5 protein-coding genes and 1 tRNA gene are annotated in these 13,648 nt (G+C 75.3%); all 6 read left to right on the top strand.

What is annotated here, in order from left to right; all coding sequences use genetic code 11:
- Positions 1–80 precede the first annotated feature (80 nt).
- The 6 genes from ACAZ03_RS06630 to ACAZ03_RS06605 all read left to right on the top strand — a co-directional run bounded on the left by ACAZ03_RS06630 (position 81) and on the right by ACAZ03_RS06605 (position 13,648).
- Positions 81–692, top strand: coding sequence for a DUF2306 domain-containing protein (locus ACAZ03_RS06630; RefSeq protein WP_373356627.1), 612 nt, complete (start codon positions 81–83; stop codon positions 690–692).
- Positions 693–770: 78 nt separating this feature from the next.
- A tRNA-Gly gene (locus ACAZ03_RS06625) sits at positions 771–845 on the top strand.
- Positions 846–1,057: 212 nt separating this feature from the next.
- Positions 1,058–3,877 (top strand): hypothetical protein, encoded by a 2,820-nt coding sequence (locus tag ACAZ03_RS06620; RefSeq protein WP_373356626.1) that lies wholly within the window; start codon positions 1,058–1,060, stop codon positions 3,875–3,877.
- Entirely contained in the window at positions 3,874–8,871 is a 4,998-nt protein-coding gene (locus tag ACAZ03_RS06615; protein WP_373356625.1) for a hypothetical protein, read from the top strand. The genes ACAZ03_RS06620 and ACAZ03_RS06615 overlap by 4 nt, the downstream gene beginning before the upstream one ends.
- The gene (locus ACAZ03_RS06610) at positions 8,868–10,685 is read left to right on the top strand and encodes a hypothetical protein (RefSeq protein WP_373356624.1); all 1,818 of its coding nucleotides are present in this window, start codon (positions 8,868–8,870) and stop codon (positions 10,683–10,685) included. Before ACAZ03_RS06615 ends, ACAZ03_RS06610 begins: the two co-directional genes overlap by 4 nt.
- Entirely contained in the window at positions 10,682–13,648 is a 2,967-nt protein-coding gene (locus ACAZ03_RS06605; protein ID WP_373356623.1) for a hypothetical protein, read from the top strand. Before ACAZ03_RS06610 ends, ACAZ03_RS06605 begins: the two co-directional genes overlap by 4 nt.

Here is a 13,648-nt window from a genome sequence, read left to right as displayed (position 1 = left end):
GCGTCCTTGCCCGAGCGCCTTGACAGTGTCAAGCACGCCCGCTACCTGACACTGTAAAGCGCCCTCCCGCCGGAGCCCCCATGAGCCGCACCCTGACCATCCTGATGGCGAGCCTCGCGTTCATCGTCGCGCTCGCCTCCTACCGCTTCCTGCTGCTCGGCTGGGGCCCGGCCTTCAGCGAGGTCGTGGCGATACACGCCGCGGGCCCGGTGACGCTGGCGGTTCACATCCTCAGCGCCCCCGTGGCGCTGGCCACCGGGGCGCTGCAGTTCTTCCCGCGCCTCCGCGCCCGGCGCCCGCGCCTTCACCGCTGGACGGGCCGCGTCTATCTCGCGGCCATCGCCATCGGCGGCACCAGCGCCCTCCTCCTCGCGCTTTCGCCCACCGGCCGGCCCGGTGCATCGCTCGGCTTCGGCCTGCTGGCGCTCGCCTGGATGGGCAGCTCGGCCCTCGCCTTCCGCCACATCCTCCGCCGCGAGATCGCGGCACACCGGCGCTGGATGATCCGCTCCTACGCGCTGACGCTCGCGGCGGTGTCGCTGCGCCTGCAACTGCCGATCCTCTTCATCGGTTTCGGTTTCGAGAGCTACGGCGCCGCCTCGGTCATCGTCGCCTGGAGTTGCTGGCTGCCGAACATCGCCATCGCCGAATGGCTGATCCACCGCCGCCCCGCCCCGGTGCTGGCGGTCTGAGGGGGAACTTGCCGGAAGGGCGAAAATTCCTCTTGCAGCCCCCGGGCTGCTCCCTTATCTCGGCGCAGCGAAACGGAGGCGGGCGTAGCTCAGGGGTAGAGCATTACCTTGCCAAGGTAAGGGTCGTGAGTTCGAATCTCATCGCCCGCTCCAATTCGCCGACCGGCCCGCGCGAGGGCCTTCCCGACAGAGACGAGCGATCGCCCGAAGCAAGCCCGGTTTTCCGTGCTTGACCGGGCTGCCACCCTGCGCCCAGACTGGCTGCATTATTTCCGCACGTCATTTCAGGCAGCGCTTTGGCACGGTTTTTCGATCACGCCCGGTTCGGGCTTGGCCGTCATGCGGCATCCGCCCCTGCGGATGCGATGGGCCTGCCCCCTGTGGGGGCACTCGCGCTCACCCTCGCCATCGAGGCAGAGGGGCTCACCGCCCCCGTCACCCATGAGCTGACGCTTCTCGGCCCCGGCGACATCGCGGGCCTCGCCGAGGGCGTCATCATCCGCCGCTTTCCCGAGGCCGGCGAGCGCGCCTTCGAGCACAACGCCTTCCCCCTCGTTGAATTCGCCGATGCGGCGCTGCCCTGGCGCTACACCCCCGCCGCACCCTCCCCCGAGGGGCGGCTGGCGCCCTGGCTGGTGCTCGCCGCCCTGCCGGAGGAGCCGGGCACCCGCATCCGCGCCGCGGGCGGCGGGCGGTGGCTGCTGGAGATCGGGGCGGAGGCCGGCGCCCGCCTGCCCCGCCCCGAGGACGCCTATGCCTTCGCCCATGTACAGGAGGATGCCGCGGGCGGCACCGCCCGCATCCTCTGCCCGACGCGGCTGGATCCCGGGCGCGCCTATATCGCCGCGCTCGTCCCCCTCTTCGAGGCCGGCCGCCGCGCCGGGCTGGGTCTGGCGCCCGATGGCTCCGCCGCCCCCGCCTGGGGGGCGGAGACCGGCGCGCTCACCCTGCCCGCCTATGCCCATTGGCGTTTCAGCACCGGCGCGGCGGGGTTCGAGGAACTGGCGGAGCGGATCTTCCCGGCCCCGCCCGACCCGCGCCTCGGCCGCCGCCCGCTCGATGTGACCGACCCCGGGCCCGGCTTCGCCGCGGCGGCGCTGTCGCCCCGGGATGCGGGGCACCGGGTCAGCCGCGACTATGCCGGCGTGATGGTCGCCACCGGCTCGGCCGCCGAGGCCCCGCCCGAGCCGCACGCGACACTCTTCGCGGCCGCGTTGAAGGAGGTCCTCTCCGCCGCCGGAGCCCCGCCGCCGAAGCGCCGGGCGGGCTACGACCCCCGCCGCGACGATCCCGTCCTCGCGCCGCCGGGCTATGGGGCGATGCAGCATCCCGCCGCGCCCCTCGGCACCGACTGGGCGCTCGAGCTCAACCTCGACCCGGGCCTCCGCGCCACCGCCGGCCTTGCCGCCCGCGCCTTCCGCGCCCGGCAGGAGGAGTATGTCGCGCTCGCCTGGGAGGCGCTGGAGGAGGCGCGCGCCGCCTCCGCCGAGGCGCGGCGCCTCAGGACCGCCGCCCATGTCTCCGCCGGTGTCGCCCGGCGGCTCGGGCGGATGCCGCGCGGGCTGGTGCTGCAGGTGACACGCCCGCTCCATGGCGCGCTCCGCACCGCGCCCGGCGCGCCCTCGCTCGCCGCGCTGATGGAAGCGCTGCCCCGCCGCCCTGGCGCCGCGGCGAGCCCCGTGCTCGCCCGCTTCATCGCCGCCCGCGCCCGCCGGCAGCTCAAGCCCGGCCGCCGCGAGGGGCCGGAGGCGGCAGCGGAGCTCGGCGGACTCGGGGAGGAGATCCTTGCCGCCCGTCTGCCGGGCGGCACCGGCCTGCGCCCCCGGTCCGCCCCCGCCCCGAAGAGCCTCAGCCCCGGCTATGCGCTCGAGCTCAGTGCCCCCGGCGGCGCCGCCGGGCGCCTGCGGCTGGAGGAGGATGGCGGCCTGACCCTCGCGCCGGTGGGCGGGCCGGCTAGCCCCCTCCTGAACGCTGCCGAGGCTCGGGCCGCCCGCGCCCATCCGCGCGGGCCGATCGCCGCGGCGCTCACTGGCGCGCGTGGCCGGGCGCTGCTCGCGGCGGGCCAGGGCGCGCGGCCGGGCCCGCGCCGCCGGCTCTCCCCGGGGGCCCTCACGCTCCGCAAGGTGCCCCTCGCCGCCGCGCCCCGGGCCGGCGATTTCGCCCCCCGCAGCCTCTCCGCCCCCGCCGCCGAAGCCGCCTTCACCGCCTGCCTCGACGCCCTGCCGCAGCTCCTGGCCCCCGGGCCCCGGCTCGCTTCGCGGCTGCCCCTCCAGACCGCCGGTGCCGCTCCGGCCGGGGCGGAGGCGCCCCTCCCCCGGGCGCTCGCCCAGAGCTTCCGCTTCGAGGTCGCCGCCGTCCGCGACATCCAGATGCGCGCGCCGCAGGTGCTGGTGCCGGGCGCCGGCGATGTGCCCCTCAACGGCGCCGCCCTCGTCGCCGGCAACCCGACCTTCCTCGCCGCCTATCTCGCCGGGCTCAACCACGAAGCGGCGCGGGAATTCGCCTGGCGCGGCCTGCCGTTGCCGACGCATGACACCTGGTTCGACAGGTTCTGGGCCTATGACGACCCCGCCCGCCGCGACATCGCCCCGATCCGCTCCTGGCCCCATGACGGCAGGCTCGCGAAGCAGGTGGAGGGCGGGGCGGAGAGCACGATCCTCCTCATCCGCGCCGAGCTGCTCGAGCGCTATCCCGAGACGCTGATCTATGCCGTGCCGGCGCTGTGGGACGCCAAGGCCGGCGCCCGCCGCGTCACCAAGGCCGAGCTCGCCCGCGCCCTGCCCCCGAGCTTCGAGGGGCGGCTCGGCCCGGGGCTGCGCTATTTCGGCTGGGACCTGCCGGCGGCGGAGATGATCGGCGGCGCCGCCACCGGCGGGCAGGCCAAGGCGCCCGGCTGGTTCATCGCCCTCGAGGAGCCGCTCTTCGCCCCCCGCTTCGGGCTCGACGCCTATGAGGCGCCCGCCGCCGGCCAGCCGCCCGCCGATCTCGACGCGCTGCACTGGGGACACCTCGTGGCCGATGAAGCCGGGTGGCAGGCGCTGCGCCAGGCCCCCGCCGCCCCGCCCTGGGCGGGGACGCCCATCGAGGGGCTGAGGTGGGATGCCGGCGCCGCTGCCGTCGCCGCCATGACCTTCCAGGCGCCGGTGCGCGTCCTCATCCATGCCGACCGGCTGGTGAGCCCGTGAAGCGCCCCGGCTCCCCAGGCAAGGGCGGCAAGGCCCGCCGACCCGGCGGCAAGGGTGGCCCACGCCTCGGGCGGGACGGCACCGGGGAGCCCCCCGGGTCTGACATTCCGGCCCCGGACGCCGCCCAGCCCCGCCGCCCCGGCGGCAAGGTCGGCCCACGCCTCGGGCGGGACGGCACCGGGGCGGGGCCCTACATCCGGGCCGCGGACGAGCTGCACCCCCGCCGGCCCGACGGCAAGGTCTCCCCGGACGGCCGCCAGCCGCAGGACCTGCCGCCCCGGGAGGGCGGCAGCCAGCCGCTCCGCCGCTTCCCCGACCGGCCGGAGGTGGATGCCGCGGCCGATGCCGGGATCCTGGGTGAGGTGGCGGAGGGCCTTCTGAACGACGGCGCCCCCGCGGCCGGCGAGGCGACCACCGACCCGATGCTCCTCCTCCCCGTGCGGATCGAGACGCGCTTCCGCAATCAGGAGAAGCCCGAGCTTCTCCTCCGCGTCTATCCCGACGCGCTTCATATCGACGGGCACGACCCGCGCCTCACCCCCGCCGAGGCCGCCCTCGCCGAGGCCCATGCCCCCGCCTTCCGCGCCGCGAAGCCGCAGGATGCCGCCCGCCTCACCGCCTGGGCCGCGCTCACCGCGCAGGTCGGCCCGCATCGGGCGGCGTTCCTGCTCGCCTGCATCCTTGCGGACGACCTCAAACCCGGCCGCAAGGCGGAGGAGGCGGGCCCGGCGCTCGCACGGCTCCTCCCCGCCCGCTGGCGGGTGCGCGGCTATGTGGCCGGTGCCATCGTGCTCGATGCCGCCTTCTCTCAGCCCGTCGCCGCCCGGCTTGCCGCCTCGCCCCTGCCGGAGGACCTCGGCGATACCGGCGTGAAGACGGCCGGCGCGCTCGGCTGGATGGCCGATTTCGGCGAGGCCCGCGCCCGCGGCATGGCCGAGCGCTTCGCCCTGCCGGATACGGCGGCGGGTGGCTTCGACGAACTCGTCGTCCTCGGCATCCCGCCGGAGCCGAAGGAGGGCCCGCCCCAGGACGGCGCCGCCTTCGCCGCCCATCTGCAGGCGCTGGCCTGGAGCCGGGGCGCCGGCTTCCTCCCCCAAGGCACGCCGACCAACAACACCGAGGACGCCCGCACCGGCTTCACCGCCGCCCCGCCCCCGGGCGCCGAGGCGCTGGACCGGCTCCTGCCCAAGGGCCTGAACGCGCCGCCGGAGATCCCGGTGGCGGACGGCACCTTCGGCGCGCCCGGTCCGGCGAATGTCGCCGACGGCGCGACCCTTGGCGCCGCCATAGGGGCGGAGCTGCCCGCCGGCCTGCCCTTCGCCGACGCCTCCGGCGAGGCGCTGCCCCGCGCCATGAACCAGGCGCTCTGGCCGGTGACCTGGGGCGCCTGGCTCGAGGAGCTGATGGGCTACACGCGGGGCAATACCCTCGACCCGCCGGACTTCCTGACGCTCGCCGACCGGCTCTGGCTCCGCGATCTCTTCGTCGGCTACCTGCGGGGCGGCGCGGCGCTGCCCATGCTCCGTGTCGGGGACGTGCCCTACGGGCTCGCCCTCAGCGCCCGCGCCGCCCGGCCCCGCCCCGGCGATCCCCGCCGCGACCGGCTCTGGCTGCTCCTCCAGACGCTGGCGCCGCTCTGGGATGCCGCCGCAGAGGCGCTTCCCCGGCTGGCAGACGGTGTGCCCCGCAGCGACCTCGGCGAGACACTCACCGAAGCCCTCGCCCGCAGCCCGCATCCCCGCGATCTGGCGGTGAGCGAGGTCACGAGCGGCACGGCGAGCGTCAACAGCTACTGGTCGTGGTATCGCTTCGCGCTCTGGGAACAGAACCCGCATGTCGACCTCGTCGACGCGCGGCTGGGCATCCGCAGCCGCCTCGCCGTCAACGGCGGGCTGCCTGAGAACAGCAACAGCATAAACCAGCAGAAGGCCGATATCGTCGGCCTCATCGCCTCGAGCGACCTCAACCTCTTCGACAAGCGCGTCGCCGCCTATCCCTGGCCCGCCTCCCGCGAGGCCGATGTCGAGGCGCGCCGCCTGTCGAACGGCCAGATGCTGCCGCTGACGGAGCCTTCGGCGGCGACGATCAACACCATCAATATCACCGTCAGCGGCCCGAACCTCTCGGAGGCCGAGGCGCTGACCTTCCTCGTCGCCGTCGCCGAGACCTTCATCCTCTGCGAGAACCTCCTCGCCCATCTGGACGAACACGAGGCCCGCAACGAGGCCTTCGCCCTCGCCGGGGCGGAGCCGGAGGTCTTCAAGGGCCCCATCGGCTACGGCACCGAAGATCCCAACATCGCCTTCGCCTTCTTCGGCGAGGAGGCGCGGGCCTGGCCACAGGAGCGGCTGGTGGAGATCCCGGGGGAGGACGGCGCCCCGCCGCCCCTTCCCGCCGGGGCCTGGCTCGATCACCTCATCGCCCGGGCGCGCTTTCACCTCGGCCAGGGGCCGGATCCGCCGGCGCCAGACTGGGGGGCGGAGGGCGCGCGGCCGCTCCTCTACGAGCTCATGACCCGGGGGCTGGAGAGCCGGCGGCGGGCGCTGACCGCCGCCCTCTCGTCCACCGGCCAGAGCACCACCGGCCCCCAGCCCCGCCCGCCCCGGCGCGGTGCGGGCCGCGACGCCTGGGCGATCCGGGCATACACCGGCCCCGCCCAGCGCGCCCGCGCCGACCTCTGGCAGATGCTCGACGCGCTGCTCGAGATGCGCCGCCACGGGCCGGGCACGCTGGCGCTGGCGCTGCGGCAGACGCTCGACCTCGCCGGCTGGCGGCTCGATGCCTTCTGGCAGGCGCTGCTCCTGCAGGATCTCGACGCCACCCGCGCCGCGCGGCCCGAGGGGCTCCGCATCGGCGGTTACGGCTATGTGGAGGACCTCCGCCCCCGCTGGCGCGGCGAGGGGGCGCTGGTGTCGGAGAGCTTCGTCCTCGCCCCCAGCCTCACCCATGCCAAGACGGCGGCGCTCCTGCGCTCCGGCCGGCAGGCGCGCGGCCCGGGCGCGGCGGCGGAGGCGCTGGATGTGAACCTCTCCTCGGCGCGGATGCGGGAGGCGGCCTGGGTCTATGACGCGCTGCGGGACGGGGCGGACCTCGGCGACCTCCTCGGCCAGATGGCGGAGGCGGCGCTGGCCCGCGCCGGGGCGGGCGACCTCGTGGACCCGCTCCGCCGGGCGGTGGCGGAGCTCTCGGGCAGCACAGAGGCAGGCCGGCCGGCGCCGCCGCTCGACGGGCTCGCCCTCGCCGCGCTCTGGGGGGCGGATGGCAGCGGCCGGCCGGCGCTGGTGCAGGCGCTGCGGCGGAGCGACGGCAGCGCCCCCGCCCGCCCGGCGCGCATCCGCCAGGCGGCGGACGAGATCGCGGGCCTCGCGGACGCCATGGGAGATCTCGCCCTCGCCGATGCCACCTTCGACCTCGCCCGGGGCGAGACGGCCCGCGCCGCCGCCACCCTGGCCGCCGTCGCCGACGGCTCCGCCCCCCTGCCCGACCTGCAGGTGCTGAAGACGCCCGACATCGGGCCGCTGGTCACGCTCCACACGATGCTGGCGACGGGGGGCGAGCCGGAGGCCACGGGCTGGCCGCAGGGGAGCCTTCGCGCCGCGCTCGACTCCGCGTCCGAACGGCTGGCGCGGCAGGCGCTGGGGCCGGCGGGAGGGCTGCGGTTCCAGCTCACGGGCAAGCTGCGGCTGACCGTGCCGCTCCCCGATCTGCTGGCGCATCTGCCGGAGCCTCTGGGCGCGCTCGACCTCCTCTCGATGGCGCTGCCCGGCGAGGGCGGCAGCCCGCTCGCCCGGGCCCTCTCCCGCGCCGCCGCGGCGCTGACCGGCGACCGGGAGGCGGCGCTCGACCCGGCGGACCCGACCGGCGCGCTCCTCAGGATCGAGACCTGGCGGGCGAGCTTCATGGATGCGCGCGCCGCCCTGCCGGAGGACCTCCTCTCGCTCGGCCTGCCCGCGGGCAAGGCGCCGCCCGCCAATACCGAGGGCACGGCGCATGAAGGCCATGCGGCGGCGCTCAAAGCCACGCTGAAGGCCCTCGCCCGCCGGCTCACCGCCTTGCGGCAGGCGCTGCCGCCCGAGGGCGCCGAGCTGCCCGCCGACCTCACGGCCCTCCACGGCGCCCTCGCCGTGCTTGCCCCGTTCGGCGCCTGGGGTCTCGCCGACATCCCGCCCCCGGCCAACGCCGCCCGCCGCGCGGCGCTCGTCGAGACCGGCCGCAAGGTGCTGGCGGAGATGCAGGCGCGGGGCGCCGCCGCCGCCACGCCCGGCAAGGCCCTGACCAACGCCGCCCTCCGCACCGCCGCCAAGGCGCTCTTCGGCCCGGGCCTGCATGTGCCGCCGGTGCTGCCCGCGGCGCTCGGCGCCGGGCTTTCCCTCAGCCTCACGGGCGCCGCCCGGCGCCTGCCCGCCACGGGGCGCACCCCGCTCGGCTGGCTCGCCGACATGGGCCGCACCCAGCCCGCGCCCCGCGCCGTGGCCGAGGCGCTGATGGCCGAGCTGGCCGCCAGCGCGACCCTGCCGGAGGCGGCGATCGTCCAATGGCCCGAACCGAAGGACCCCGAGCCCTGGTTCGCCGAGCACGCCCCGGGCGCGTCCCTCGGCAGCGTCACCTCCGGCGGCGCCGCCCTGCTCCTCTCCCGCGCCGAGGATCCGGAGCGGCTGACGGAGGGCTTCACCGCCCTCGTCCTCGCCTCGCAGGTCGACCGCATCCCGCCCGCCCGGCGCGACGCCGGGCTGGCGCTGGAGCTGGAGACGCCGAATGCCGAGGCGCCGCAGGTCATGGTGCTCGTCCTGCCCGAGGCACCGGGCGAGCCACCGCTGCAGCCCGTCCACGGCTTCTCCGCCGTGCGTGGGGTGATGACCTGGTCGCGCCGCCGCGCCGGGGGCGGCGAGGCGCTGCCGGAGCTCGACCAGCACCTGCCGGCGATCTTCCCCTCCGGCTCGCTCTTTGAGACCGCCGCCGCGCTCTACCCCCTGGCAGAGGAGGCTTCGCCATGAGCTGGGCGCGGATCCGGGGGCTGTCGCGCGATGCCTCGCTCGCCGAGGGGCTGGAGGCACGGCTGGCCGACCCGCTCTGGATGCTCGCCCGCCAGCGCGCCTTCGGGGCGCTTCAGGGCGAGGATGCCGCGAGCCCGATCAGCGTGGAGATCGCCGCCGAGAGCGCGCCGGTGGACGAGATGAGCATCGGCAAGGCCGACCCGGTGCGGCTCGATGCCGATACGCCGCCGGTCGAGCCCTTCCTCGAGGCGGAGCCCATCCACCTGACGCCCGGCTGGCACCGGGCGCGGATCGAGGCCGCCTTCGACCTCCTCTCCCGCCTGCCGGCCGGGGGCCGCGCCGCCTTCACCGACTGGCTGCGCGAGAGCTACCCGCTCGCCCCCGCCCCCTCCGGCGATGCGGCGACCGGCCGGCTCGCCCCCCGCGCCTTCGACGCCGCCGCGCTCCACGCCGCGCTCACCGACGACCGCAAGGCAATCGAGACCGCGGCGGGGGAGATCTTCGGCAAGGCTTCCGGCGTCATGGCGACGCTCGACGCCTGGGCCGGGGCGCAGAACGCCCGCATCGTCGCGCCGAAGGCCGGCGGCGCCTGGGTGGCCGGGCGCTTTGCCTATGAGGCGACGCTCCGCGCCTCCTCCGTCGAGGCCGAGCTCACCGCCGAGCGCTACCGCGGCGGCGAGTTCGACTGGATGAGCGTCGATCTTGCCTCCCCGAGCGGCGCCGCCTTCGCGCCCGGCAAGGGTGCGGCAGTGGAGCCCCTCGTTTCGCGCCTGCGCTACCCCGGCCAGCCGGCGCGGCGCTTCTGGTCGATCGAGGACGGGCGGGTCAATTTCGGCGGGATGGAGCTGGGGCTGACGGCGCTGCCGCAACTCCTCCTCGTCGAGTTTGCCACGGTGCATTCCGACGACTGGTACCTCGCGCCGCTGACCCTGCCGAGCGGCGCCCTCTCGCGCGTCACCTCCGTCACGGCGCGCGATGTCTTCGGCGAGCGGCGCGCCATCGAGGCAGCCGCGGTGAAGGACGCGCGGGCCGAGGGCGCGGGACGGGGCTGGCGCTTCTTCGAGCTGGCGGGCGACCTCTCGCCCGAACAGGGCGCCGCGCCCTGGCTCTACCTGCCGCGCGTGGTCGCCAGCCGGCAGGAGGGGCGGCCGGTGGAGGAGGTGATCCTGAAGCGCGACGAGGCCGCGAACCTCGCCTGGGGCATCGAGACGAAGATCGAAAGCCCCGCCGCCCGGCCCCACGACCGCGCCGCCGCCTGGGCGCGGATGCGTGCCGCCACCCGTGCCGCGGCTGCGGCGGCGGCCGAGGCGGCGGGCCTGCCCCCGGCGGAGGCCGATGCCTGGCTCTACCTGATGGAGACGGAGACGCCGCCCCACTGGATCCCCTTCCTGCCGCAGCTCGACAAGGCGAGCCTGCCGACCGGCCAGCTCGCCCGCGCGCGCCTGTCGCTCTGGGAGCGCTGGCCGGAGGAGCTGGCCGCCGAGGCCGGGCCGCGTTCGGAGGTGCTGGACCCGGGCGGCCCCTTCGCCTTCGACGAGGGCGCCCTGCCCCGCGAGGGGCTGCAGGTGACGCGGAGCTATCAGGCGGCGCGGGGGCCGGACGGGCGGCTGCTCCTCTGGGTCGGGCGGCAGGCGCGGCCGGCGCCCCGCCCGCCGGTCAGCACGCGGGAGGTGGACCTGCTGGTGGATGCCAGCGGCCAGCCGCTCGACGGGTCGGAGCAGCGCGGGCCCGGCGGGCCGGGCGGCGGCCTCGGGACGGGGCTGGGCGGGCCCCTTGTCCAAGGCGGCCTCGGGCTCAGGGAGCGGCGGCGATGACCGGGCTCTTCCGCCATCTGATCCCGCAGGGGCGCGGTTGGCAGGGGGTGCGCCATCTCGTCGGCGCCGGCGGGCCGGGGCCGGAGGCCGCGCGGGCCTTCGAGGAGGCCACGGGCTATTCCTATGCCGACATGGGCGTGCTTCTCGGCGAGGCGGCGCCACTTCTCACCACGCTCGCCCTTCTCGGCTACGACGTGCCCTATATCGACGTGGAGTGCCACGACCACACGGCCCGCATGCACCTCACGGGCGGCGCCGTCCTCCTCTCCCACGCCAGCCGCCCGCCCGGCCCGCCGGAAGAGCCGCACCGCCTGCGGCTCTGGCTGGAGAAGGCGGGTGCCGGGCTCGAGCCAGGCGCCGTGCCGCCGCCGATCTCCGTCTCGGCGCTGGATGTCGAGGACTACCGGCAGAGCTTCCGCGCCTGGTGGTCGAAGCCGACGGCGGAGATCATCGACCATTACGTCATCCATGCTCTCTATGCGCTCGGCGGCGGCGACCCGGCCAGCCGGCGGACGAGCCAGCCGCTGCCCGACATGGATGTCGTGCTCGACGTCAATCTCTTCGCCTTCGTCGCGGCCGGGATGGAGGGGCCGGTGACGCTGCAGAGCGGCCTCACCGGCCAGATGGTGCCGACGGAGGACTTCATGCCGCAATTCCGGCGCTATCTGCCGAAGCGGGCGGAGCATCTCATCCTCATCCATGCCCAGATGATCCTCGCGCCGGTGACGGCCTTCTTCCAGTGGCATCTGGGGCGGGCGACGGAGGCGTGGTTCCTGGGCTCCGCTCCCGGCACCTCCGGCGCCGCGATGGCGCCGGCCGGCAGCCTGCCGCCGGGGCGGCTGGGGCTTCTCGACCCGAGCCACTGGCACGACGGCCCGCTTCTGACGGCGCAGGAGCTCGACCCGTTCGACCGGGGAGAGATCATCGAGTCCCTCGGCTATCTCCGCCAGAGCTACGGGCGGATCGCCCGGGCGATGGCGGAGCCGGGCTTTGTCGGTGAGGTCCCGATGGGCCCGTCACAATGGGCCGACCCCCGCTACATCGACAAGCCGGGGGCGGATTTCTACCGCGCCGGCCTCGCGAGCCACCGCGCGCCCTTCCAGGCCAAACCCCTGCCGGAGGAGGCGGTGGCGCCAGTGAGCGCCGCCTCCGTTCTCGTCCAGCGGCTGACGGAGGGGCCCTTCCAGTGGCCCGTGCCCGACCGGGCGGGGAGCAGCGACCCGGAGCGGCCCGACCGGCTCTACTCGGGGATGCCGCAGGGGCCGGACCAGCTCCGCGACCCGCTGCGCCTCGAAGGCCTGCTCGGCCTCGTCAGGCCGCTCGACGCCTCGCAGGCGCTCATCGGGCCCCGCACCATCTCGCGCCGGGTGGCGGAAAAGGCGCATCAGGCGATCCTCCATGCCGGCGGCTGGGCGCCCGAGGCCTATGCCGTCTCGTTCAGCATCGCCGGGGACAACCACCTGATCGCGCTGGAAAACGTCGTGAATGCCGGGCTCTTCACCGTCTCGCATCTCTACGGCCTGCCGGGGGCGGACATGGAGCTCTACGACGAGGAATACGACGTGGTGGCCACCTGGGACGGAGGCGCGATCCGCCTCCGCCTGCCCGATTACCTCCATGCCGGGATCCGCCTGTCGCTGACCGATCAGAGCCTCGGCTACACGCTGGAGGAGGCCGTCACCTGGGCCTACATGCCGGCGCCCGAGCCGGCGGAGGAGCCGGCCGTCGCCGAGACCCGCGCCGCGCTCGGCGGCACCTCGACCCCGCGCCTCCTCATCATCGCCGGGCCGGGCGTGCAGATCGAGCGGCTCGAATGGCCGCCCACCGTCGAGATGGCGGTGATCCGCCTGCAGGATGCCGGCGCCGTCCCGCCGCAGGGCACGCCGATCAACCCGCTGATCTACACCGCCAGCCGTTCGGTCAATGTCGCCGAGATCGTCACCGAGGAGCAGCTCACCCATGAGGTGACTGCGATCACGGCGGGCACGCTCTCGCCGCACCAGAGCGTCGGCCAGCTCTTCTACGACCTCGGGGACGACGCGAAATACTTCAACGTCGTCCTGAAGCCGCAGAACGTCCCCGCGATCATCCCGGACGGGCCGATCCCGCTGCCGCTGCAGACCGGGCTGACGATCCTCGTGCCCGGCACGGCGGTCTCGATGACGGGCGATCCGGGCGCGCCGGACGGCCATTACCGGGGTCCGACACGGCAGGCGATGCTGCATCTGACCGTCGATCCGCTCTCGGGCACCGAGCGGTTCACCTATCAGCTCTGCGGCCGGCGGGTGGCGGAATGGCGGGAGATCGAGCAGGGGACCTTCGGCTGGGCCGAGCACATCGGCGTCCTCGCGCTCGTTCACTCGACCCATGTCTTCCCCGATTCCGCCGTGACGGGCGGCGCGGAGAGCCTCGCCACGCGCAACGCCCCGCTCTCCGCCGCCTTCTGGCGGGCGCGGGGGCCGGGCGCCGTGATGGCCGATGTGGCGCCGCAGGGCGGGCGCCTCGACTTCCTGCCGGCGGACTGGGAGAGCACGCACGACATCTGGGATGCGATCTTCGGCCTCAGCGAGTCCGACGTGCCCGATGCGCGGGGGCACTGGCATGACCTCACCGATGGCCTTCCCCTCGAACGGGAGAGCAATGTGCTGCTCCAGCATTCGATGGAGACGTTCAACAGCGCGCAGGCCGCCGAGTTCGTCGCCAACGTCACCTTCGCCGGCCAGCTTCTCGTCGATGTCGGCCTGGGCCTGATCCCCGGCGTCGGCGACGCGGCCGATGTCCTCGAATTCGCCTGGTCGCTCTATTCGGGCACCGACAGATGGGGCCAGCCGGTGACCCATGCGCAGCAGGTGTTGATGTTGGGCGCCATCGCGCTGCCCTTCGTCTCGAACAGGGCCCTGCGGGCGATGGCCGATGTGGCGGATCCGTCCGATGTGAATTTCCTGCACGGCGTGAGGGACTGA

This window comes from Pseudoroseicyclus sp. CXY001, assembly GCF_041714655.1.
GTDB lineage: Bacteria > Pseudomonadota > Alphaproteobacteria > Rhodobacterales > Rhodobacteraceae > Pseudoroseicyclus_A.
This window is presented reverse-complemented; position numbering and strand designations above follow the sequence as displayed.

What these genes read in the sequence shown, in the direction of transcription:
- ACAZ03_RS06610 (WP_373356624.1), top strand. Translation starts at nt 8,868, where the DNA reads ATGAGCTGGGCGCGGATCCGGGGGCTGTCGCGCGATGCCTCGCTCGCC.
- ACAZ03_RS06620 (WP_373356626.1), top strand. Translation starts at nt 1,058, where the DNA reads ATGGGCCTGCCCCCTGTGGGGGCACTCGCGCTCACCCTCGCCATCGAG.
- ACAZ03_RS06605 (WP_373356623.1), top strand. Translation starts at nt 10,682, where the DNA reads ATGACCGGGCTCTTCCGCCATCTGATCCCGCAGGGGCGCGGTTGGCAG.
- ACAZ03_RS06630 (WP_373356627.1), top strand. Translation starts at nt 81, where the DNA reads ATGAGCCGCACCCTGACCATCCTGATGGCGAGCCTCGCGTTCATCGTC.